The organism is Roseateles aquatilis (assembly GCF_002205645.1).
Lineage (GTDB): Bacteria > Pseudomonadota > Gammaproteobacteria > Burkholderiales > Burkholderiaceae_C > Roseateles > Roseateles aquatilis.
Genome location: NZ_NIOF01000004.1, coordinates 424357 through 446925 on the forward strand (window position 1 = coordinate 424357; position 22569 = coordinate 446925).

At 63.6% G+C, this 22569-nt stretch carries 17 protein-coding genes and 2 pseudogenes; 9 read left to right on the forward strand and 10 right to left on the reverse strand.

What is annotated here, in order from left to right; all coding sequences use genetic code 11:
• Window positions 1-100: 100 nt before the first annotated feature.
• The 8 genes and pseudogenes from CDN99_RS29745 to CDN99_RS12425 form a co-directional block, all read left to right on the forward strand.
• Window positions 101-305, forward strand: a pseudogene (locus CDN99_RS29745) (HAD family hydrolase); the annotation flags it as partial.
• Between the two features lie 157 nt (window positions 306-462).
• Window positions 463-668, forward strand: a pseudogene (locus CDN99_RS12395) (IS110 family transposase); the annotation flags it as partial.
• Window positions 669-1221: 553 nt separating this feature from the next.
• Window positions 1222-2124, forward strand: a complete 903-nt coding sequence (locus tag CDN99_RS12400) for an alpha/beta hydrolase (protein WP_088385152.1) — start codon at window positions 1222-1224, stop codon at window positions 2122-2124.
• A 42-nt stretch (window positions 2125-2166) separates the two neighbouring features.
• Window positions 2167-3762: a flavin-containing monooxygenase gene (locus tag CDN99_RS12405; protein WP_088385153.1), complete on the forward strand. Its 1596-nt coding sequence runs from the start codon at window positions 2167-2169 to the stop codon at window positions 3760-3762.
• Between the two features lie 287 nt (window positions 3763-4049).
• Window positions 4050-4949: a transporter gene (locus CDN99_RS12410; RefSeq protein ID WP_088385154.1), complete on the forward strand. Its 900-nt coding sequence runs from the start codon at window positions 4050-4052 to the stop codon at window positions 4947-4949.
• 76 nt (window positions 4950-5025) lie between these two features.
• Window positions 5026-6090, forward strand: a complete 1065-nt coding sequence (locus CDN99_RS12415; RefSeq protein ID WP_088385155.1) for an alcohol dehydrogenase — start codon at window positions 5026-5028, stop codon at window positions 6088-6090.
• Between the two features lie 168 nt (window positions 6091-6258).
• Complete coding sequence (locus CDN99_RS12420; RefSeq protein ID WP_088385156.1) at window positions 6259-7692, forward strand: NAD-dependent succinate-semialdehyde dehydrogenase; 1434 nt, start codon at window positions 6259-6261, stop codon at window positions 7690-7692.
• A 22-nt stretch (window positions 7693-7714) separates the two neighbouring features.
• Window positions 7715-8935, forward strand: coding sequence for a CaiB/BaiF CoA transferase family protein (locus CDN99_RS12425; protein WP_088385157.1), 1221 nt, complete (start codon window positions 7715-7717; stop codon window positions 8933-8935).
• Window positions 8936-9310: 375 nt separating this feature from the next.
• Here the strand turns inward: CDN99_RS12425 and CDN99_RS12430 are convergent, their stop codons facing one another.
• The 8 genes from CDN99_RS12430 to CDN99_RS12465 form a co-directional block, all read right to left on the reverse strand.
• A complete protein-coding gene (locus tag CDN99_RS12430) occupies window positions 9311-10252 on the reverse strand; it encodes an AraC family transcriptional regulator (protein WP_088385158.1) in 942 nt (313 codons plus the stop codon).
• A gap of 477 nt (window positions 10253-10729) precedes the next feature.
• Window positions 10730-11833, reverse strand: a complete 1104-nt coding sequence (locus CDN99_RS12435) for a saccharopine dehydrogenase family protein (protein ID WP_088385159.1) — start codon at window positions 11831-11833, stop codon at window positions 10730-10732.
• A gap of 172 nt (window positions 11834-12005) precedes the next feature.
• Window positions 12006-12929 carry an alpha/beta hydrolase gene (locus CDN99_RS12440; RefSeq protein ID WP_088385160.1) on the reverse strand — a complete coding sequence of 308 codons (924 nt, stop codon included), beginning with the start codon at window positions 12927-12929 and terminating at the stop codon, window positions 12006-12008.
• Window positions 12926-13600 (reverse strand): TetR/AcrR family transcriptional regulator, encoded by a 675-nt coding sequence (locus CDN99_RS12445; RefSeq protein ID WP_088385161.1) that lies wholly within the window; start codon window positions 13598-13600, stop codon window positions 12926-12928. The genes CDN99_RS12440 and CDN99_RS12445 overlap by 4 nt, the downstream gene beginning before the upstream one ends.
• A 309-nt stretch (window positions 13601-13909) precedes the next feature.
• A complete protein-coding gene (locus tag CDN99_RS12450; RefSeq protein WP_088385162.1) occupies window positions 13910-15586 on the reverse strand; it encodes an electron transfer flavoprotein-ubiquinone oxidoreductase in 1677 nt (558 codons plus the stop codon).
• Window positions 15587-15612: 26 nt separating this feature from the next.
• A complete protein-coding gene (gene pcaF, locus CDN99_RS12455; protein WP_088385163.1) occupies window positions 15613-16815 on the reverse strand; it encodes a 3-oxoadipyl-CoA thiolase in 1203 nt (400 codons plus the stop codon).
• Between the two features lie 23 nt (window positions 16816-16838).
• Window positions 16839-18899 (reverse strand): 3-hydroxyacyl-CoA dehydrogenase NAD-binding domain-containing protein, encoded by a 2061-nt coding sequence (locus CDN99_RS12460; RefSeq protein WP_193531707.1) that lies wholly within the window; start codon window positions 18897-18899, stop codon window positions 16839-16841.
• Window positions 18896-20056: an acyl-CoA dehydrogenase family protein gene (locus tag CDN99_RS12465; protein WP_088385164.1), complete on the reverse strand. Its 1161-nt coding sequence runs from the start codon at window positions 20054-20056 to the stop codon at window positions 18896-18898. Before CDN99_RS12465 ends, CDN99_RS12460 begins: the two co-directional genes overlap by 4 nt.
• 102 nt (window positions 20057-20158) lie before the next feature.
• On the opposite strand from CDN99_RS12465, the gene CDN99_RS12470 reads away from it, so the two are divergent.
• Window positions 20159-21055 carry a LysR family transcriptional regulator gene (locus CDN99_RS12470; protein WP_088385165.1) on the forward strand — a complete coding sequence of 299 codons (897 nt, stop codon included), beginning with the start codon at window positions 20159-20161 and terminating at the stop codon, window positions 21053-21055.
• Between the two features lie 93 nt (window positions 21056-21148).
• Here CDN99_RS12470 and CDN99_RS29280 read toward each other — a convergent pair whose 3' ends face one another.
• Together CDN99_RS29280 and CDN99_RS12480 are read right to left on the reverse strand one after the other, a co-directional pair.
• The gene (locus tag CDN99_RS29280; RefSeq protein WP_238139493.1) at window positions 21149-21376 is read right to left on the reverse strand and encodes a hypothetical protein; all 228 of its coding nucleotides are present in this window, start codon (window positions 21374-21376) and stop codon (window positions 21149-21151) included.
• A 112-nt stretch (window positions 21377-21488) separates the two neighbouring features.
• The gene (locus CDN99_RS12480) at window positions 21489-22277 is read right to left on the reverse strand and encodes an AcaB family transcriptional regulator (RefSeq protein WP_088385167.1); all 789 of its coding nucleotides are present in this window, start codon (window positions 22275-22277) and stop codon (window positions 21489-21491) included.
• Between the last annotated feature and the right edge of the window lie 292 nt (window positions 22278-22569).

A 22569-nucleotide genomic window follows, 5' to 3' on the forward strand; every position in this document is an offset into this window, starting at 1 on the left:
GAGCTATGACCATTACGGATCCCATCGTTAATGACTAAACTCATTAATAACTATACGGCACTTGATTCCACAATTGCCGAGCCGATCGTTAAGTCGCCAGATCCGCATCTTCATGGCCACCGGGGACGGCAAAACGACCGCACGCGCGGTCGCAGGGAGCCTGGGCATCGATGAGGTGCAAGGTCAATCCGGCGGACAGACTGGCTTTGGTCGAACGACTGCAACGCGAGGGCCGCGCAGTGGCGAAGGCGCGGCGACAGCATTGACGACGCCCGGCGCTGGCGCGTGCGGGAGTGGGCGTTGCGTAAGCAATGGGATGGACGCTCTCCAACCGTAGACGGCATCGAAGTGCCTCGGTGGAAGTGTCAACAGCCACTCGATCCGCAAGAAGCGTCTCCCATGGAGATTACGACGAGCGGGCTTGATTTGGGCCCAGAACGTGTTCCAGGTTCACGGTGTCCGCCCTTCTTCGCCCACCTGTCGGCCTGCATGTTGGGATCGAGGCCCGTGCCAGCGCTCATCACTGGACGCGCAAGCTGCAGGCGCTGGGTCATACGGTACGGCGGATGGCCTCTCCGTTCATCAAGCCGTACGTCAAGCGCAACAAGAACGATGCCGCGGATGCTGAAGCGATCTGCGAGGCGGTGGCCCGGCCCTCGATGTACTTCGCTGAAGCGCCGCCGCTCATGGCTCAGTTCGACGAAGCGCTGGCTCGTCACTTGGCCGTGCTGTGCACGCTAGGGCGGGTCCACCCGGTCGTCTTCTGCGAGATGCTCTTTGGAACTCCTAACTCCAAGGGAACCTCCTCCGCTCGAAGGTAACTTGACTGAACCAGCGGCGAACACATGCTGCGCCCCGGGCGCCAGGCCGAGTACATCGTTTGCGGGGCCGGGGGACGACGCAGCGTAGACACACGCAGCTCTCGGGCCAGGCAACGGGAACACGAAACACGAGAGCGCACTCACGACCTGCCTCGATGAGATCGATCGAATCCTGATTAGATCGCTCAAGCCGGCAGAGATGCCTCTGCGCGCACCAGCCTCACTTCGCCCTTGATCGTGCAGCCCGCGGCGCGGCGCCATAGCGCAAGCCGTCGAGAAACACCGCCACTAGCCCATCACTGCGCATTTCCTTCAACACGCCTGACCCGGACGTTCAAGACCACCCGGGCGCCTGTGCCGACCATACCGTCACCCCAAACAACACGAGATGGAGACAAGCATGGGCAATACTGACCAGTCAGATTTCCTGCGAACCCTGTACCGATCGTGGTCGGACCGCATGGCGGCCAACCCCGAGATGACCATTGCCGACCTGCGCAGCCTGTTCGACGAATGGCATCAATCGACGCTCGAGCCCGAGGGTGTGACCTACAAGTCGGACGTTCTGTCGGGCGTCGACGCCCTCTGGGCTTTGCCGGTCGGCGCCGACACGAAGAAGGTCATCCTTTACACCCACGGCGGCGGCTTCGCGGTCGGGTCGGCCGCGAGTCACCGCAAACTCGCCGGGCACCTGGCTAAGCACCTGGGCGTTACCGCCGTGGTGATCGACTATCGCCGTGCGCCGGAGCATCCCTTCCCGGCGCAAATCGAGGACGCGACGGCCGTTTACAAGGAGCTGCTGTCGCGTGGTTTCAAGCCGACAGACATCACCACCAGCGGCGACTCCGCCGGGGGCAATCTGGCCATCGCCACAGTGCTGAAACTGCGCGCCGATGGCGTGGCGCTGCCGGGGGCCGTGATCGCCTTCTCGCCCTGGCTCGACATGGAGCACGTCGGCAAGACCCTGCAGACCAATGCGGCAACGGACGCCCTGGTCAGCAAAGCCATCCTCGAAGGCATGTCGGGCATGTTCCTCGGCGAGAAGGGCTCGCGTGTCGATCCGCTCGCCAATCCACTGAAGGCCGACTACACGGGCTTCCCGCGCCTGTACATCAACGCCGGTGAAGTGGAGACCCTGCTGGACAACGCGCAGGACCTGGCGCGCATTGCGAAGGCGGCCGGCGTGTCCGTCACCTTGTCGGTGGTCGCTGGCATGCAGCACGTCTTCCCGTTCCTGGCCGGCAGGGCCGCCGCGGCGGACGATGAACTGCGTCGCATTGCCCAGTGGTTCAAGAGCGCCTGAGCGCTCCCCACAGCCCCAAAAAAACGCACAGGAGACATCCCCATGAGCAACGAACATGGCTTCGACGCCATCGTGATCGGCAGCGGCTTCGGCGGCATCTACATGCTGCACAAGCTGCGCAACGAACTCGGGCTGAAGACCCGCGCCCTCGAGAAGGGTGGCGGCGTCGGCGGTACTTGGTACTTCAACCGCTACCCGGGCGCCAAGTCCGACACCGAGGGCTTCGTCTACCGCTACTCCTTCGACAAGGATCTGCTGCAGGAGTGGGACTGGAACACCCGCTACCTGGAGCAGCCCGACATCGAGAAGTACCTCAACCACGTCGTCGATCGCCACGATCTGCGCCGCGACATCCAGTTGAACACCGAAGTGACAAGCGCGGTGTTCGACGAGGGGCGCAAGCGCTGGACCGTCCGCACGAACAAGGGCGAGGTCTTCACCTGCCGCTACCTCGTCACGGCCCTCGGCCTGCTGGCCAAGAGCAACATCCCCGACATCGCGGGTCGCGACAGTTTCGCCGGCCGCACGGTGCACACCAATGCGTGGCCGAAGGACCTGGACATCACCGGCAAGCGCGTCGGCGTGATCGGCACCGGCTCCACCGGCACCCAGTTCATTGTCCAGGCCGCCAAGATGGCCAGCCACCTGACGGTGTTCCAGCGCTCGCCGCAGTACTGCGTGCCCTCAGGCAACGGCCCGGTGGGTCAGGCCGAGGTCGTCGAGACCAAAAAGAACTTCGACGCGATCTGGGACCAGGTGCGCAACTCGGTTGTCGCCTTCGGCTTCCAGGAAAGCGGCATTGAGGCGATGAAGGTCTCCGACGCTGAGCGCGAGCGCGTCTTCCAGGAGAACTGGGACAAGGGCAACGGCTTCCGGTTCATGTTCGGGACCTTCTGCGACATCGCCACCAGCGCCGAGGCCAACGAGGCTGCGGCGGCCTTCATCCGCTCCAAGATCAAGCAGATCGTCAAGGACCCGGAGACCGCCCGCAAGCTCTGCCCGAGCGGCCTGTACGCCAAGCGTCCGCTCTGCAACGAGGGCTACTACGAGACCTTCAATCGCGACAACGTCAGCCTGGTCTCGATCAAGGAACACCCGATCGACCGCATCACGCCCAAGGGCATCCTGACCGCCGACGGCGTCGAACACGAACTCGATGTGTTGGTCTTCGCCACCGGCTTCGACGCGGTGGACGGTAACTACCGCTCGATGGACCTGCGCGGCCGCGGGGGCAAACACATCAACGAGTACTGGGCCGACGGCCCCACCAGCTATCTGGGCCTGTCGACGCATGGCTTCCCGAACATGTTCATGATCCTCGGGCCCAACGGCCCTTTCACCAACCTGCCGCCGAGCATCGAAGCGCAGGTGGAATGGATCGGCGAAGCGATCGGCCACGCCGAGCGTGCGAAGGTCTCGACCATCGAGCCGACGCGCGAGGCCGAGCAGTCCTGGACCAAAACCTGCGACGACATCGCGCACATGACGCTGTTCCCGAAGGTCGACTCGTGGATCTTCGGCGCCAACATCCCGGGCAAGAAGAACGCCGTGATGTTCTACATGGCCGGCATCGGCGCCTACCGGCAGCAGCTCGATGCGGTCAAGAGCAAAGGCTACGAGGGCTTCGCCCTCGTCTGACGCCAAGGTGTAGCCACCGGCCAGCCCGACACCCGGGCGGGCTGAGAGTGCATGGGTTCTTCGTGCCACGCCGCTTCGCCCGATGGGCGCCGTGAGCACCAGCATGCCGAACACATCGTGCCCAAACGTGGCCACACCGACCTCGTGACTGGGAGCAACACCGTCACGCGGTCGTGACCGCGGCCATGGCCGTCACTGCACGCCTGGCTGGCGAAGAGCTCTGCATGAGGCACGAACCGACCTCAAGGAGTTCCCGATCCATGAACAACGACTCTGGAGACAAGAGAATGACGAAAGCCCTCAAGCCCCTCAGGCCCCTCACGGCCATTGCAGCCGCCGCAGCCTCACTGGCGCTGACGGCGCCGGCCCGCGCCATCGACCTCGATGCCGGCGACTACACGGCCTTGCCTGCCGGCACCAACGCGCTCGTCGTGTATGGCCAGCACGCCACGCGCGACAAGCTGTACAGCAAGGGCGACCAGGTGCCGATCCATCCGGGGCTGGACTCGGATATCGGCATCCTGCGTGGCGTGCACTTCATGGAGGTCGGTGGCCTCATCATCGATCCGCAGTTCCTGCTGCCATTCGGGCGCCTGAAGGGCAAGGACGATACCGCCGCGCTGGGCTCGTCGAGCGGCGTGGGCGATCTCATCCTGGCCTCGGCGATCTGGTTCACCCAGCCCGGCGCAAAGACGCACTTCGCCGTGACGCCCTACCTGTGGCTGCCCACCGGCAAATACAACCGCAACGACCCACTGAGCCTGGGCGAGAACCGCTACAAGTTCGCGCTGCAGGTGGGAAGCATCCACGAGCTGGCACCGGGTGTGAACCTGGACCTGGCGGCCGACGTCACCTTCTACGGCAAGAACACGGATGCAAACAACGGCGCTGGCGGCGCGACGACGTTGAAGCAGAAGCCGCTGCTCGCGCTGCAGTCGCACTTGCGCTACCAGCTCAGTCCGACGCTCGATCTGCGCGGCGGCCTGTTCTACACCGCCGGCGGCGAGACCAAGCTCGGCGGCGTGGACCAGGACAACCGCCAGGCGACGACCAAGTTCAACGTCGGCGCCGGTTGGTTCGTCGCGCCCACGACGCAGCTGCTCGCCACCTATGGCCGCGACATCAAGGCGCGCGAGGGCTTCAAGGTGAACAACCAGCTCAACCTGCGCCTGTTGACGCTCTTCTGAGCCTCGGCCCCGCCAGCCCGGGTCCGCTGCCCGTCATTCGAACCAGAACCACGACGCATCGAAGGAGAGACACACCATGCGCTGCTATTGCGTCATGCACCACGGCCAGCCGCTTGAGCTCGTCGAGAAGGACATTCCAACACCGGTGGGCACGGAAGTCCTGGTCCGCGTGACGGCCGCGGGTCTGTGCCACACGGACCTGCACATCTGGGAGGGCTACTACGACCTGGGCGGAGGCAAGCGCTTGAACCTGGCGGACCGGGGAATCAAGCCGCCGCTGGTCCTCAGCCACGAGATCTGCGGCGAGGTGGTGTCCGCCGGGGCTGCCGCGGGTGATATGAAGCCGGGCGGCCGCTTCGTGATCCATCCGTGGATCGGCTGCGGCACCTGCCCGACCTGCCTGCGCGGCGACGAGAACATCTGCCTGAAGGGGCGCGCCCTCGGCGTGGCGCGGCCGGGCGGCTTTGCGGACTACGTGCTCGTGCCTCACCCGCGCTACCTCGTCGACATTGAGGGCCTCGACGGGGCCGAGGCGGCACCGCTGGCCTGCGCGGGCGTGACCACCTACAGCGCGATCAAAAAACTGGGCGACGGCATCCGGAACGAGCCCGTGCTCATTATCGGTGCCGGCGGCCTGGGCCTGATGGCCATCGAGGTGCTGAAGGCCTTGGGAGGGATAGGCGCGATCGTCGTCGACATCGATCCAGCCAAGCGCGAGGCTGCGTTGGCGGCCGGTGCCTTGGCAGCCATCGACGGGAAGGCACCGGATGCGGCGCAGCAGGTCATCGCGGCGACCGAGGGCGGTGCCGGCCTGATCCTGGACCTGGTAGGCGCCGCGCCCACCGTCACGCTGGCGATGCAAGGTGCACGGCGTGGCGGGCACATCGTCATCTGCGGGTTGATGGGCGGCGACCTCACGGTGTCGCTGGCCACCATTCCGCTGCGCCCGCTGTGCATCGAGGGCAGCTATGTCGGCAACTTGGCTGAACTGCGCGAACTCGTGGACCTCGTGAAGCGGACCGGCATGAAGCCGATCCCGGTGTCGCGCCGCCCGATGGACCAGGTGAACCAGGCCATCGCCGACCTCCACCACGGGCGTGTCATCGGTCGCATCGTCCTCGCTCCTGAATTCGCTCACTGACGCGCGTTGTACGTCGTCACTGCTTCCGTTCCAACAGCCCATCGCGAGACCCGTGAATCACCTTGCGTTGAACGCGCCCAGCCCGGGCGATCCGGGCCCGGCCCGGTCTGCGTGCGTACTGCTGCACCTGCCCTAAGGCAGCCACTTCGACATCTCTGGAGAAAACCAGTGCAATACCCACAGCTCAACCTCTACATCGACGGGCAGCTGCTGCGTGGCGAGGGCCGCCAAGAGCAGGACGTGCTGAACCCGGCTACCAACGAGGTCATTGGCCAGTTGCCACACGCCACGCAGGCCGATCTCGACTCGGCGCTGGCCTCGTCGCAGCGCGCCTTTGCGGCCTGGCGCACGGTCTCGGCATTGGAGCGTTCGCAGCTGCTGCGCAAGGTCGCCGCGGGGATCCGCGAACACGCACCGGCGATCAGCCGCAACCTGACCCTGGAGCAAGGCAAGCCCCTGGCCGAAGCGCTGGGCGAGGTGATGAGCTGCGCCGAGCACGCCGAGTGGCATGCCGAGGAAGCGCGACGCATCTACGGCCGCCTCATTCCGGCCCGCGACGCCCGCGTCCAGCAGACGGTGCTGCGCGAGCCCATCGGCGTCTGCGTGGCCTTCTCGCCGTGGAATTTCCCGTTCAGCCAGGCCTTCCGCAAGGTGGTGGCGGCGATCGGTGCGGGCTGCACGGTCATCCTCAAGGGATCGAGCGACACACCCGCCTCGGTGTTGGCAATCGCCAAGGTGTTCCACGACGCCGGCCTGCCCCCGGGTGTGCTCAACGTCGTATCCGGCGACTCGGGCATGATCTCTGAGCACCTGATCCGCTCGCCGATCGTGCGCAAGATCTCGTTCACCGGGTCGACGCCGGTGGGCCAGCGGCTGGCGGCGCTCGCGGGGGCCAAGATGAAGCGCAGCACCATGGAACTGGGCGGCCACGCACCGGTGATTGTTTGTGACGACGCTGACATCGACCAGGCCGCCAAGGTGCTGGCAGCCTTCAAGTTCCGCAACGCCGGGCAGGTGTGCATCTCGCCCACGCGCTTCTATGTCCAGGAGGGCGCCTACGCCCGCTTCGTCGACCGCTTCGTGGGACAGGTCGAAGCCCTGAAGGTGGGTGATGGCCTGGACGAGGCCACGCGTATGGGCCCGCTGGCGCAACGCCGCCGCGTGGCGGTGATGGAGAGCTTCGTCGAGGACACTCGGCACCGTGGCGGCCAGGTGCTGACGGGCGGCAAGCGCCTGCCCGGTAACGGCAACTTCTTCGCACCGACCGTACTGGCTGAACTGGAGGACGATTCGCGCTTCATGACGGAGGAACCCTTCGGTCCGATCGCCGGCATCGTCTCGTTCAAGTCCGTGGACGAGGTGCTGGTGCGCGCCAACAGCCTGCCCTTCGGGCTCGCTTCGTATGCGTTCACCACGTCGCTGAAGAATGCCCACCAGATCTCCCGCGGGCTGGAGGCGGGGATGGTCTCGATCAACCACATCGGTCTTGCACTGGCCGAGACCCCCTTCGGCGGCGTCAAGGAAAGCGGCTACGGCAGCGAAGGCGGAAGCGAAACCTTCGACGGCTACCTGACCACCAAGTTCATCTCGCAACTGAGCTGAACGCGGACCAGCGAGGACCGACATGGGTGCCCTAAGCCATCTGCGTGTGCTGGACCTGACCCGCGTGCTCGCCGGTCCCTGGTGCACGCAGACGCTCGCCGACCTCGGGGCTGAGGTCATCAAGATCGAGCGGCCCGGCGCGGGCGATGACACGCGCCAGTGGGGGCCGCCGTATGCGAAAGACGCCGAAGGCCACCCCACGAGCGAGGCGGCCTACTACCTCGCGGTCAACCGCAACAAGAAGTCGGTCACGCTGGACATTGCAACGCCTCAGGGGCAGGCGTTGGTGCGCCAACTGGTGGCGCAATCCGATGTGCTGGTCGAGAACTACAAGGTCGGTCAATTGGCCCGCTACGGCCTGGACTTCGACAGCCTGCGGGCCATCAAGCCCGACTTGATCTACTGCTCCATCACGGGCTTCGGTCAGACCGGCCCCTACGCACCACGTCCGGGCTATGACTTCATCGTGCAAGGCATGGGCGGCTTCATGAGCGTCACGGGCGAGCGTGACGAACTGCCCGGTGGGGGCCCGCAGAAGGCGGGAGTCGCGATTGCCGACCTGTTCACCGGGGCGCACGCCACCATCGCCATCCTGGCCGCACTGGCGCATCGCGAGCGCACTGGAGAAGGTCAGCACCTCGACATCTGCTTGCTGGACGTGCAGGTGGCAATGATGGCCAACATGGCCACCAGCTTTCTCGCGACCGGCGAACCGCCAAAGCGCTGGGGCAACGCACATCCGAACATCGTGCCATACCAAGTGTTCAAGGTTGCCGACGGCTGGGTGATCGTGGCCTGCGGCAACGACGGCCAGTACCGCAAGCTGGTCGAGGTGGCGGGGCAGCCCTCTCTGGCCGACGATGAACGCTTCGCGACCAACCCGCAGCGCATTCGCCACCGGGAGGTCCTGATCCCGCTGCTCGAACCCCTGCTGCTGAGCCGGAGCCGCGCGCGATGGTTGGCCGAACTGGAAGCTGCGGGCGTGCCCTGCGGTTCGATCAACGACCTCGCCGAGGTTTTCGCCGACCCTCAGGTCGTCGCGCGCCGCATGCAACTCGACATGGCGCACCCGACCGCTGGTCAAGTCAGCTTCCCGGCCAGCGCGTTGAAGCTGAACGGCACGCCAGTCGAGTACCGCCTGCCGCCGCCCTTGCTCGGGGAGCACACCGATGCAGTGCTGAGCGAGTTGGCCGGGATCTCATCCGCTGAACTGCAGGACCTGCGTCGCAGCCAAGTCATCTGACGCTCCCTGCGCTAGGCCTTCATCGAGGCCCTGATGCAGCGCGGCACGGCCCCGGTGTTCACGACGCTCACGATGACGATCGCCGCCGCCACCTGGGTCTCCGAGGCGGGGTGGCCGGTGCTCGGTGCCGGCCGCACCCGCCGCACCGAACCTGAAAAAGCCCAAGAACCAGAGCACAGGGCGAATCGCGGGGATATTCACGCCGCCTTGGACGCTCCTAAACAACGGCCCTCTCCACTTCTCAACGCTTTCCATCGGGAGACGCCAGCCTTCAGCGTCGCCGACTGCGACCTGGAGGTCGATCGCTTGAGGCTGTGGTGGGACTCGCCGGGACGCTCGGACGGTGCTCCGGACGAAGGTTGGACGAATTGCCGGTTAGCGGCTCGAAACGTCGATCTGATTGATCGGCCCCGGCGCTTCCAGAGGACGCCCGGTGAGCGTGCTCCGGTACTCGGCGGGCGTCTGCAGGAAGGCGCGCTTGAAGTGGCGAACCAGATGACTCTGGTCGGAAAATCCGCAGTCCGTGGCAATGCACTTCAGCGGCTCGCCAACCGGACGCGCCAGCAGGCGCCGCGCACGCTCCAGGCGCTGGCGGAGAACGTAGGCATGGGGTGAGCAGCCGAACTCGACGCGAAATTTTCGGATCAGCCCGGACACGCTGACGTTGGCCTCGCCCGCCAACTCGTCGAGCTTGAAATTGCGTTCCAGATTGTCTTCGACATACTGCACCAGGCGTCGCCGCTGCCACTCGGCCATGCGACCCGCCAGCGGCACTTCGCGGACTCCGGCCTTGGCGTAGCGGCGAAGCAGGTGGATGCACAGCTGGTTCACCAGTGCCGCGCGGTAGAGATTGCCGCCGAGCCCGCCGCTGGTCAGTTCGTTCTCGAAGGCCATCATCAGGCCCGGCAGGATGTGATCTTCGGCCCGGACCCGGTCTTCCATGCCGATCTCGCTGACGCGGCGCTCGAAGACATCCTCGGCAACGCGGCATAGTTCGACCTGTGACAGGTAGATGTGGCCAACGTCGATGGGGCGGTCCCACCGCCACTGCGAGGATTCGCCACGGGTCAGCAACGAACACACACCGCGGCCGACGTGCTCGCTGCGCCAGGGTCCGCCGGCGCGCCGGCTCATGACGGCTTCGTCGCCCTTGTAGCAAACGAGCATGTAGTCGCGCATCGAGGGGATGGCGACGTCGAGCGCGTCGTAGCGGTAGCCCTTGACGGTCACCTGCTCCCACCCGGACGCTGCGCTGTCGAGCGTCAACTCACCGGGGATCCAGTGGGGTACTTCGTCAGGTGCGATCAGCTTGTTCACAAACTACGTCTCCGATAGTCCGATTGTTTGCGCCCAGCCTTATATTTTCGTCTCTATGGCTGGGTTTTTTGTCAGGGTTCCCCCTCCCCTGCAGCGCCAAGCCGATGTGTAGCGCCCCCGCTGCGCAAGCAGGTACCGGGATCGGGTACTCAGGAGATCCTCATCAGTTGCCGGGGCCCAACTGTCGGCACTCTCGGCTTATCGCGCGAGCATCGCGAACCTCCAACCCGAAGCAGAGACCGACTGAAGAGCCCGAACCTCGCCATTGAGTCTGCGCGACGTGCAAGGCCACATGGCAAGCCCAATGCTTGCTTCCCGCTTCTGGTCACGGTTGGCACGCTCGACACACAACTGCGCGCGCAAGCGGTTCGCAACGCCTTGGGGCGTACCTCAAGGACGGCGAACGCTCGGTCAAACAATGCTCACACCAGCTGTTGATCCGAGTTCCATTGCCGCCCCAGGGATCGCGCCGCCACGCTACGTTGCGATAGACAAGCCGCTTTGCCGGACACCCTCGGTCAGTGCTTCAATGCCGAAGGCTTGGACGGGGCCCAGAGCCCCAGCGGCTCGAACACCACCCGACGCGGCTTGGATTGCTGCCCACGCCAGAAAGTTCGCCGTGAACGTGAATCCGTCTAAACCGGAGAGTGAGACGCTGTGCAGCAACTCACGATCTGCCGAATAGGCGCGCGCGATGACATTCGTCGATCCAGCGGCGCGTGCCTCGTCGCTAGGCCCCCCCGTGGACCCGGTCGCACTGCGTTCAACAGCACGCCGGATGACACGCGCCAAGAATGGGACCCGCATCCCGGCGTTCAGCGCGGCTGATACGTAAGGTACAGCCACTGAGGCCGCGCCATACAGACCCAAGCCCACTTCAATGTCGCGTACGTGCGGGAACAGCTCCGGCATGGTGAGATGTTCAGTGCCCCCCGCACTAAGGACCCATCGCGACTGCCCATTGCTGTCCGTCACGCGAAGAGCTCGCGCTGCTGTCCGTTCTGAAGTGAGGCCACCGTCTCGGTATGCAAACGAAGGCGCGATCAAGGCAGCGGCGGCACTCGCCTGGGCCCCACCGCTTTCGGCGCTGGTGCCGTTGAGCAGATAGGCGACCTCCAACCGCGCGGCTGATCCACCGGCCTTGGTGAGCGCCAAGGCACTCGCCAGGTTGCCGGGTACCCAATCAAAACCGGAAGCCGTCAAGAGTGTGGACGAGCGCTCATGCGCAAGCGGACCATAGTGTTCAAACACCTTCCGGATGAAGCCCGGCTCGCCTGTCGAGTCAAGGTAGATCGCACGGGCTCCAATGGCGGCCGAGACTGCAGCATCACCCCAACGCAGGAACGGGCCGACGGTGGATACAAGCACGTCTCCCGCACGCAGCGCAGACTGGATGGAGGCTGGGTTCGAAACATCCGCAACATGGGTTTCCAAACCGCCCAGTTGAGCCGCCAGGGATGACAACTTCTCCTTGGAGCGCCCCGCCAGCACCGGTCGAGCACCACGCTTCACAAGGGCTCGAGCCAGCAGCGTGCCCGTGTATCCAGTCGCACCGAAGACGACGATTCGAGCTGCGGTCATCGCGCCCCCTGTGCATTAGCAACGGATGTGAACTTCTTAATGGCCGCATCGGCGACTACCGCGTCAATCCGACCGAAGTGGCCGCTATGAACCAACTTGAGAGCAAGGGTAGAGCCCGGTCCACGCAGCGCCCCCATGATGGACAGCACCATGCCTTTGAGCTTCCGCCGCTTCATCGCTGGCTCCCGACCTGTGAGGATGCCCCAATGGGTACGGCGCGGGCGAGAAAGGCCAGCTCCTTGTTCAGCACATCGCGGAAGGGCGCACCGCTGTAGATATCAAAATGACCGTAGGGAACGACATGGACCTCGCCGTGTGGCGCGCGCCGCGCGTGCTTCAATGAGTTCTTCACCGGAATGAGCTTGTCGTACTCACAGAGCACATAAAGTGCGGGACATCCAATCTGCGGCGTTGACTGGCCGGGCCGGTATCTCATGATCTTGAGCGCAATACGCGCTGCAACCCTGGTTTCTGACTGAACACCCTCGGGGATCATTGAAGCAAAGTCGGCCTCATCGGCCCGTACCAGTGCGTTGCTGCAAGGTGCGCCACCGATGTCCACCAAATAGGGTTGCTTGCCCAATCGCTCGCCAGCCAGATCTCGGATGGCAGAAACCATCAAGCGCAGCAATCTGATTGGATCCGCCATACGCAGCGATGCGGGGCCATCCATGAAGGGTCCCTGTGCCATGATGGCCGCGAGTCTCTGGTCTTCGGCGCCAAGGCGCGTCACATGCCCACCGCTGAACGATGTGCCAAACAACACAATGCGATCCGGATCAATTTCCGGGCGAGCACGAGCGTAGACAATCGCCGCCCGCCAGTCTTCCAGCAACATTTCCGGTTCCACCACTTGCCGTGGGGCGCCATCGCTCTCTCCGAAACCCCGATAGTCGAAGACCAGACACGCGTAGCCCGCCGCCCGAAAAGCTTGCGCGAAATTGTCGAGGCGCCATTCGCGCACCCCTCCAAGGCCATGGCCTATCACGACAGCAGGAACAGGCCCTTGACTGTGGTTGGCGGGAAGATAGAGCCAGGCGGCGCACTTGACGCCCCTCACATAAAAACTCTCGTCGATACGGTTGGTCTGGCTCATCGTTTTGATCCTTTGACTTTTGAAATCGGCGATTCAGCTGGGACATACAAGGCCGTGATCCACATCTCGGTCAAGTCTGCAGTCATTGCAGCAAATGCGGCGGCGTCCCCACCGGATTTCGCCAGGTTGTATAGGTTGCGTTCCTGCCCCCATGCGAGCAGATGGGCCTGCCGTCGCAAGGTGGAACGCCTTCGTGCCAAAGCGGCAAGGTCAAGCTGTTCCAAAGACAGATCTACGCTTCCGACGACGGCTTGGTTCCACAGTTGCGCTATGACCGGCATGCGGCTGCTGAGCTCCACTGCGGCGCAAAGAATCTCGCGATGGGCCAACCACGCATTCACGATGTGGCCGACGGCTTCTTTGATCTGCGATCGTATGTTTGCGCCTTTGCGCGATGCGGCCAACCTCAGGTTCGCAAAGATCTCTGCCAGCACCTGCTCGACCAGCGTGGCGAGGAGTGCATCCTTCGAGGCAAAGTAGAAGTAGAAGCTCGAGCGGGAAACCTTCGCACTGGCTGCCAACTCCGAGATGGATACGGTCTCAAAGGTGCCGCCCTTCACCGCAGTTCGGGCCGCTTCGAGAATGGCGCGCTCTCGCTCATCTCCGCTACGCGGCTGTTCGGCCTTGCGCTGCGCGCGACGCGAAGGAGCCGCAGCATTTCGGTCTGACATTCATCCCTCCAAATCAATGCTTGCCTGCGTTCATCCAGATGATAGACGGATGTCCACAAATAATCAACACGTGTCGAATAACGGTCGTGCCAACAGATTTGCAAGATGCACTTGAGCCTCGGGCGAAGTCGTCCTGCCCCCGCAAGATGCTCGCACTGTCCAGCGAGCCATTGGAGGCGCTGCTGCGATCGGCGTCCACGGCAGCTTGTCCCCATGCGATCGATCGTCTTGCGAAGGTTCCGGCTGTGTTTGGAGCCCCGTGCAATCCGAGGACGATGAGCACGACCGACGCTGAGAGACAGCGTCAGGCTACGTGCCGGTGTAGTTCGGCCCGCCGCCGCCCTCGGGCGTGACCCAGACGATGTTCTGTGTCGGGTCCTTGATATCGCAGGTCTTGCAGTGCACGCAGTTCTGCGCGTTGATCTGCAGGCGCTGGCCGCTGCCGCCTTCAACCGGCACGAACTCGTACACGCCCGCCGGGCAGTAGCGGCTCTCTGGGCCGGCGAACTTGGCAAGGTTGACCTGCACCGGCACCGAGTCGTTCTTCAGCGTCAGGTGGGCCGGCTGGTTCTCTTCGTGGTTGGTGTTGGAGATGAACACCGACGAGAGGCGGTCGAAGGTCAGCTTGCCGTCCGGCTTGGGATAGACGATGGGCTTGCACTCGGCGGCGGGGCGCAGCGAGACGTTGTCGGCCTTGTGGTTGTGCAGCGTCCACGGCGGGCTGCTGACGCCCAGCTTGGGCAGCAGCCACTGCTCGATGCCGGTCATCAGCTGGCCGGTCATCTTGCCTTTCTTGAACCACAGCTTGAAGTTGCGGGTCTGCTGCAGCTCTTCGTTGAGCCAGCTCTTCTCGAAGGCCTCAGGGTAGGCCGTCAGCTCGTCCTGCGCGCGGCCGGCGTCCAGCGCGGGGGCCAGGGCCTCGGCGCAGAGCATGCCGCTCTTGATGGCCGCGTGGCTGCCCTTGATGCGGGCGGCATTCAGGTAGCCGGCGTCGCAGCCGACCAGGGCGCCGCCCGGAAAGACCGTCTTGGGCAGGGCCTGCGGCGTGCCGTTGTTGATGGCGCGCGCGCCGTACCCGATACGCTTGCCGCCCTCGATATGGGCGCGGATGGCCGGGTGAGCCTTCCAGCGCTGCATCTCTTCAAATGGGCTGAGGTAGGGGTTGTCGTAGTCCAGGCCGATGACAAAGCCCAGCGTGACCTTGTTGTCCGCCAGGTGGTACAGGAAGCCGCCACCGAAGGTGTCGCCCTCCATGGGCCAGCCGGCCGTGTGCACCACCTTGCCGGGCTGAGCCTTGTCGGCGGGGATCTCCCACAGCTCCTTGATGCCGATGGCATAGGTCTGCGTGTCCTTGCCCTCGGTCAGCTTGAATTTGGAGAGCAGTTGCTTACCCAGGTGGCCGCGTGCGCCCTCAGAAAAGACCGTGTACTTGCCAAGCAGTTCCATGCCCAACTGGAAGTTGTCGCCGGGCTCGCCGTCCTTGCCGATGCCCATGTTGCCGGTGGCCACGCCCTTCACGCGGCCCTGCTCGTCGTACAGCACCTCGGCAGCGGCAAAGCCAGGGAAGATCTCCACGCCCAGGCTCTCGGCCTGTTGCGCCATCCACTTGACGACGTCGGACAGGCTGAGGACGTAGCAGCCGTGGTTGTGGAAGTTGCGCGGCACCAGCCAGTCGGGTGTGCGGGTGCTGCCGGTCTCGGTCATGAACAGCACGTCGTCGCCGGAGACGGCCTGGCTCAGCGGCGCGCCCAGTTCCTTCCAGTTCGGGAACAACTCGTCCATGGCGCGCGGGTCCATGACGGCGCCGGACAGGATGTGGGCGCCAGGCTCCGAGCCCTTCTCCAGCACGACGACGTTGGCGTCGGGCCTGATCTGTTTGAGCCGTATGGCAGTGGCCAGGCCGGCCGGGCCACTGCCGACGATGACCACGTCGTACTCCATGGACTCGCGGGGGCCGAACTGGGCCAGGATTTCTGATGGCTTCATCTGAGCAGTTGTGAAATGGCTATCTCTCAGACGCGCTCCAGCACGATAGCGATTCCTTGACCGACACCGACGCACATCGTGCACAGTGCATATCGACCACCGGTCTGATGAAGTCGGTTCACCGCTGTCGTGACAAGGCGAGCACCACTGGCACCCAGTGGATGCCCAAGTGCGATTGCTCCGCCCCATGCATTGACGCGCTCATCGTCATCCGGCAGTCCGAGCTGACGCAGCACTGCTAGGCCCTGTGCGGCAAACGCTTCGTTGAGCTCGACCACGTCCAACTCGTCGAAATGCAACCCGGCGAGAGCCATCACTTTTTGTGTGGCCGGGACAGGACCGATGCCCATCACTCGCGGCGGCACACCTGCGGAGGCCATGCCGACAACACGTGCCTTCGGGGACAACCCGTGCTTCGTCGCGGACGCTTCGTCTGCCAGCAGGAGCGCGCAAGCACCATCGTTGACCCCACTCGAATTGCCCGCGGTCACCGTCCCACCTTCGCGCACCACGCCCTTGAGTTTGGCCAAGGCATCGAGGCTGGTTTGTCGCGGGTGCTCGTCCTTGTCAACGACAAGAGCGTCGCCCTTCTTCTGTGGCACGGTCACCGGCGTGATCTCGCGGGCCAGGTGTCCCGCCGTTTGAGCTGCGACGGCACGAAGCTGGCTGGCAAGCGCCATGCGGTCCTGGGCCTCTCGTTCGATGGAGAAGTCAGTTGCCACGTTCTCGGCGGTTTCAGGCATCGAATCGACACCGTACTGAGCCTTCATCAGCCGGTTCACAAAGCGCCAGCCAATGGTCGTGTCATAAACGGCGTTGGACCGGCCGAAGGCCGATTCGGCCTTCGGCATGACAAAGGGAGCGCGACTCATGCTCTCCACACCGCCGGCGATCATCAGCCCCGCCTCGCCGGACTTGATGGCCCGAGCCGCCGTTCCCACGGCATCCAGGCCTGAGCCACAGAGGCGGTTGATCGTGCTTCCCGGCACAGCTACGGGCAGTCCTGCGAGCAGCGCACTCATGCGGGCGACATTTCGGTTGTCTTCCCCTGCCTGGTTGGCACAGCCGTAAAGCACGTCGCCGATCTCAGCCCAGTCTACGTTCGGGTTGCGGGCGATCAATGCTCTGAGAGGGATCGCGCCGAGGTTGTCGGCACGAATGCTGGACAAGGATCCACCGTAGCGACCGAAGGGCGTGCGGATGGCATCGCAGATAAATGCTTGGGGCATTGTCATGGGTTCTTGGGTTAAGTTCAGGCGTTGAGCAACGGGGACAGATCGGCGAGAACAAAGCCATGGCCGCCTTCTTCGGCCAAATTTCTCAGGTCCGCTTGCAATTGGGCTCTGTCCTGTTTGCGTGCCCAGAACACCGGCCCACCCATCCAACGGGGAAAGCCATAGCCATGGACAAGGACAACGTCGACGTCACTGGGTCGGCCTGCAACGCCTTCGGCCAACAGCAACGCGGCCTCGTTGACCATCGCCAGCAGAGCTCGACGTTGAATTTCTTCCGGCTTCAGCCGTCTTCGGTGCAGTCCACGTTGAGCGCTCGCTTTGATGATCACGTAGCGGACGGCTTCGTCCGTCGTCTTGGATTGCTTGCCGTCGACGTAGGTGTAGTAGCCCGCGCCAGCCTTGCGCCCAAGTCGTCCCGCCTCGCACAAGCGGTCCAAGATGGCGACATACCTTTCGCGCGGATCCCGCGTGGCGGCCTGTGCCTTGCGCATACGCCATGCGACGTCGAGGCCAGAAAGATCGGCCACTGTGAAGGGCCCCATCGCGAAGCCGATGTCGGTCAAGGCTCTGTCGACGTCTTCGGGCCAAGCGCCGTCTTCCAACATGAACTCGCACTGACGCCGGTAAGCGTTGTAGATGCGGTTGCCTACAAAGCCGAAGGCGTTCCCCGTGAGCACCGGAACCTTCTTCAACGTCGATCCAACCGACATGCCGGTTGCCACGACGTCTGCTGCTGTCTTCGAACCGCGCACGACTTCCAGCAGTTTCATCACCTCTGCCGGGCCGAAGAAGTGCAGCCCCAGGACGTCCTCTGGGCGTGAGGTCACGGCAGCAATTTGGTCGATGTCGAGATAGGAAGTGTTCGTTGCCAGGATGGCGCCGGGCCGAGCGTGGGCGTCAATCTTGCGGAACACGTCCTGCTTCACACCCAGGTCTTCGAATACTGCTTCGATGACCAGATCCGCGTCGCGGAGAACGTGCCAATCGATAACTGCCCGCAGTCGGTCTCCGTTCGAAGATGCGATCTCTTGGGACAGCTTGCCCACAGCAACGCGAGCTCGATAGTGCTCGACGATGCGCTCCCTGCCGCGGTCGAGGGCCTCTGCATCCTGCTCGATCAATTGAACGGTCAGGCCCGCGTCCAGTGCAGCGATGGCAATGCCCGACCCCATGGTTCCTGCGCCAATTACGGCGACGGTGCCCACACGTCGCGGAGGCGCAGTCAGTTCCGTAGGGCGCTTAGTAGCATCTTGCGTGGCCTTGAACTGGTAGCGCAATGCCTGTGCGGCTGCGGTCGGAACGAGGTCGAGGAACAGCTCGCGCTCCTTCTTCATTCCCTCATCAAAAGGGAGGGATGAGGCGACCAAAGCGTCGAGCAAGGCGCCGTAGGCAGGTTGAAGTCGCTGTCGTGCGGTCAGCTTTTCACGTTGCGCAACAACAATAGTCCGGACCTCGCTAATGTCGAGATTGCGATCCCGAGCGCGCGGGAAAGGCGCGCCCGAGTCGACGATTTTGGTCACTAGCGTAGTTGCAGCCCCCACAACGTCGGCTGACACGACTTCATCAAGCAGGCCGGAACCGGCGAGCTGGCGAGCGTTCTGCTGCGCACCGCTGGACATCAGGGCCTGGGCGGCGGCGATACCGATGAGGCGCGGCAGTCGCTGGGTTCCACCGGAGCCAGGGATGAGACCCAGATTGATCTCAGGCAGTCCAACACGTGCCGTCTCAAGGGCCACGCGTCGATGGCATCCAAGAGCCAACTCGAGCCCGCCACCGAGCGCAACGCCTGCGATTGCGGCGACCACCGGCTTGGAACTGCTCTCGATCCTGTCGATGACGGTGCGCAGGATCGGTTCCTGGAACTGGCGGGGGGTACCGATTTCGGTCAGGTCTGCGCCTGCTGAGAACGCCCTCTCTCCACCGGCGAGCACAATCCCGCGCACGGCCGGATTTGAGGCTGCCGCATCGAGCTGTTCGACGATGCGCTCGCGCAGCGCGAGGCTTAGACTGTTGACCGGCGGATGGTCCAGGGCAATGATCGCTATGCCGTCGCGGATGTCCAGCGTCATGGTGCTCATGCCGCTTTCATCAGGTGCTTGCCGATGACCGTCTGTTGAATTTGCGTCGTGCCCTCGTACAGGCGAAGCAGGCGCACATCACGGTAGAACCGTTCGACCTTGAACTCGTTGATGTAGCCCGATCCGCCGTGAATCTGGACACCCCGGTCGGCAACGCGTCCGACCATCTCTGTGGTGAACATCTTGGTGCAGGAGGCCTGCATGCTGACATCCGGATCGCTGACGCCGATTTGCTTGGCGTCGTAACGACGAGCCGTAGCCTGAACGAGCGCCCAGCCAGCGAGTAACTCCGCCTGACTGTCTGCAAGCATGGCTTGAACGAGCTGGAAGTCGCCGATGCGCTGTCCAAACTGCTTTCGTTGCTGAGCGTAGGCGATGCTCTCCTGCAGGATCCGGCTCGCCATGCCGCATGCCAGCGCCGAAATATGCAGGCGCCCGCGGTCCAGCACTTTCATGGCGGTCTTGAAGCCCTTGCCCGGCACTCCTCCGATGATGTTTGCAGCCGGCACGCGCACGTTGTCAAGGATGACGTCGCAGGTTTTGGTGCCGCGTTGGCCCATCTTCTTGTCGGGCTTGCCGAGCGAAAGGCCAGGCAGGCCTGCCGGAACGACAAACGCGGTGATGCCCGCGGCGCTCGCCCCTTCAGTGCGAGCCATCAAAGTGAAAGCGCCGGCGCGCGGTGCATTGGTGATGAATCGTTTGGTGCCCGATAGCAAATAGTCGTCACCATCCTTCACGCCCTTGGTCTTGATCGACGCAGCATCGGAACCTGCGTCAGGCTCGGTCAAAGCGAACGAGACGATCAGGTCGCCGCTGGCAATCTGAGGCAGGTACTTGGCCTTTTGTTCCGGCGTTCCATCCATCAGGATGCCTTGTGACCCGATGCCAATGTTTGTACCGACCACAGAGCGGAACGCCAGCGCTGTGTGGCCCAACTCATAGGCCACCTCGCATTCCTGCGCCATCGACAGGCCAATGCCGCCGAACTCTTCGGGAATGGAGATACCAAACAGTCCGAGTTCCTTCATGTCGCTGACGATGTCAGCAGGGACTTCATCGTTCTCTTCGACCTGGTCCTCAGCCGGCATCAGGCGGTCCCTCACGAATCGATGGACGCTGTCCTTGAGAAGTTGGAAGGTTTCCTGATCGAGCGACATGGGTGGTCTCCTGTTGATTGCCGATCATTCTTCGACCATCGAACCCGCTTGACAATCACAAAGACTGTGAACAGTATGTCAAGGATTTTTGACCAATAACTGATGGATGCCCAATCGCTCGCCCTTTTCGTCGACATCGTGGAAGCCGGGAATCTCAGCCTAGCGGCTCGAAACATGAAGATGAGCCGGGCAAACGTCAGCTACCACCTGACCCAGTTGGAGAAGTCGGTAGGCATGCAGCTGATGCGTCGTACCACCCGACGTGTGGAGCTGACCGAGGCAGGGCAAAAGCTCTATCAGCACGGCCGCATCATTCGCGACGAGGTTCTCGCTGCGCGCGAGTCCATCACGATGCTCGGAAAGGGGCTACACGGCTCGGTCCGCCTGAGCGTACCCACCGGATTCGGTCACATGGTGATGTCCGACTGGCTGATTGAGTTCAAGCGCCAGTACCCCGACATCGCCCTCGACCTCCTCTTCGAGAACCGCGTTGATGACCTCTTGAAGGAAGAGGTTGACGTCGCGGTTCGCGTCATGTCGGAGCCACCCCAACTCATGGTGGCCATCGAGCTGGCACAGGTTCGATATGTGACATGCGCATCAGTCGAATACGCCGCCACTCGGCCAATGCCTCGGCAGCTTGAGGACCTCACCGTCACCCCTCTGGTGACCTCGGCAGTCGCAGGGCGTGAATTGCGCGTGTCGGCCTACCAGGGTGAGCATCGTCGCGAGCTGACGCTGCATCCGACCCTTGCCTCAGAGAACTTCCAGTTCCTCCGCGAAGCCATATTGGCGGGTATCGGCGTGGGCCTGGTGCCTGACTACGTGGTCGCACAGGACGTGAAATCGGGCCACGTCATCACGGCGTTGAACGACTGGCGGCTGAGTGTCTTCGGCACCAGGATGTTCCTGCTTCGTATGCCTGGGCGGTATCAGACGCTTGCAACCCGCGCGCTGATCGACTTCGTCGTGGCGAAGACCCGTGTCTGGGCTGCTTGAGCCGCTCGTGCTTCTCACGGGTTTCCCTCCAATTGACATCCGGCCTCAGTCCTGTGATGGGGCGTCTGTAGGCCGGGAGTTCGGATGTCCGAGTCACCAGGTATTGAGGGCTTCTTCCAGGTCTGCGTCGGTCATCGTCGCCTGTCCGTTGTCGAGCCACTGGAAGTAGTGGGAGAGACCGCAACCCACGTTGATGACATGCCCGTCAGGGCGACCGGCGAGAAAGCCTTTGGCTAGGTTCCGGAACAACTGGGGGCGGGCCAACACCCCGTACACGCTCTGCCTGTCCCGCCCACACAGCGAGCCCTCGACGCTGCGCATCTGGAGCACGGTGGAACCGGAACGCTGATTGCCGTTTCTCGAACCTCGATCAGCGCTGGGCCGCTGGGTAACCATCGGCGCCTGCAGCGCCAGCGCGACGCGAGGCGAGGCACTACTGGACCGTCGTTTGCTCGACGTGCACGCCGTCGACCGCACCAAGTTGAGCTGGAACGATGACCTGCGCGTCTTGATCTACAGAGGAGTCGACGGCAATGTCGTGGCCGTTCGTCCCGCCGGCTGCTTCTGTCAAAGGTGCATCGTCCGCCGGTCGTGCCGCCGGACGTTCGTCGCCTTCGGCCTTCTTTGCGTCAGCCTCGTTCATGCGCCGGCGCACCCCGGACGAGAAGTTGCGGACCGTCGAGGCCAGCGACAAGACGATGCGCTTGGCATTCGAGCGTTGATGCTCGGCCTGTTTCTCGCTGATGATCTCTTCGATCTCCAGGGTCTGAACGAGGGGCATGGCCTGGTCCAGCTTGTGAATGAGCTCGAAGTACCTGCGCCCCAGCGCCGACGTGATTCCGATCTCGATCTCCAAGGGAACGGTGTCATAGGTTGCGATCGTCTCGATGCTGTTCTGCTTGAGTAGCAGTTCGGCTCCGTCGATGACCTTGTCGATTTCCTTGGTGGCTACCTCGAGCTTGACGCGTACCGCCTGCTCGATCTGTTCGATCGACTCCCGCGGCAGCTTCGTGCGGCCCAGCGTCGACACGAAGTACATGCCCGCCTGAAAGGTGTAGAAGCAGCGAGCGAAGATGCGCTTGCCCTCGCCGCTGGCCAGCGACGTCTTGCGCTTCAGCGAGGCAGCCTCAACGCGTCGGAAGTCCGCACGGTACTCGTCCTTCGCCAGGATGCGCCTGTTCGCCTCGCCGCTGTCCATCACCGCCAGTGCGCTCTCGTTCATGCGTATCTCCGTGTGCTGTGACACCTGGCTCGATCTTCACCACTGAGGGCGGCGCGCAACAACCGGAAATCCGCCCGTTCACACTCGAACTAGAGGGGGGCTGCCAGGCCCCTCGCTTCTGCCCCCCGCGTTCCGAACCGGTGTGGCGCTGCGGAGGTGTTGACTCCTTTTGGGCCACCTCCGTCGCGTCAAGCCGCGCAAAACCCGAGGGGTTGAGCTCGCGATACGTAGGCTAGAAGACGCATCGATCCTGGTAGCCTTACCGAACTAGTGGGTACTTGTCGCCCTTGCG

What these genes read in the sequence shown, in the direction of transcription:
- CDN99_RS12405 (WP_088385153.1), top strand. Translation starts at nt 2,167, where the DNA reads ATGAGCAACGAACATGGCTTCGACGCCATCGTGATCGGCAGCGGCTTC.
- CDN99_RS12400 (WP_088385152.1), top strand. Translation starts at nt 1,222, where the DNA reads ATGGGCAATACTGACCAGTCAGATTTCCTGCGAACCCTGTACCGATCG.
- CDN99_RS12440 (WP_088385160.1), bottom strand. Translation starts at nt 12,929, where the DNA reads ATGAGCCAGACCAACCGTATCGACGAGAGTTTTTATGTGAGGGGCGTC.
- CDN99_RS12445 (WP_088385161.1), bottom strand. Translation starts at nt 13,600, where the DNA reads ATGTCAGACCGAAATGCTGCGGCTCCTTCGCGTCGCGCGCAGCGCAAG.
- CDN99_RS12480 (WP_088385167.1), bottom strand. Translation starts at nt 22,277, where the DNA reads ATGAACGAGAGCGCACTGGCGGTGATGGACAGCGGCGAGGCGAACAGG.
- CDN99_RS12460 (WP_193531707.1), bottom strand. Translation starts at nt 18,899, where the DNA reads ATGAGCACCATGACGCTGGACATCCGCGACGGCATAGCGATCATTGCC.
- CDN99_RS12425 (WP_088385157.1), top strand. Translation starts at nt 7,715, where the DNA reads ATGGGTGCCCTAAGCCATCTGCGTGTGCTGGACCTGACCCGCGTGCTC.
- CDN99_RS12435 (WP_088385159.1), bottom strand. Translation starts at nt 11,833, where the DNA reads ATGACCGCAGCTCGAATCGTCGTCTTCGGTGCGACTGGATACACGGGC.
- CDN99_RS12415 (WP_088385155.1), top strand. Translation starts at nt 5,026, where the DNA reads ATGCGCTGCTATTGCGTCATGCACCACGGCCAGCCGCTTGAGCTCGTC.
- pcaF (WP_088385163.1), bottom strand. Translation starts at nt 16,815, where the DNA reads ATGCCCCAAGCATTTATCTGCGATGCCATCCGCACGCCCTTCGGTCGC.
- CDN99_RS29280 (WP_238139493.1), bottom strand. Translation starts at nt 21,376, where the DNA reads ATGCGCAGCGTCGAGGGCTCGCTGTGTGGGCGGGACAGGCAGAGCGTG.
- CDN99_RS12410 (WP_088385154.1), top strand. Translation starts at nt 4,050, where the DNA reads ATGACGAAAGCCCTCAAGCCCCTCAGGCCCCTCACGGCCATTGCAGCC.
- CDN99_RS12470 (WP_088385165.1), top strand. Translation starts at nt 20,159, where the DNA reads ATGGATGCCCAATCGCTCGCCCTTTTCGTCGACATCGTGGAAGCCGGG.
- CDN99_RS12465 (WP_088385164.1), bottom strand. Translation starts at nt 20,056, where the DNA reads ATGTCGCTCGATCAGGAAACCTTCCAACTTCTCAAGGACAGCGTCCAT.
- CDN99_RS12450 (WP_088385162.1), bottom strand. Translation starts at nt 15,586, where the DNA reads ATGAAGCCATCAGAAATCCTGGCCCAGTTCGGCCCCCGCGAGTCCATG.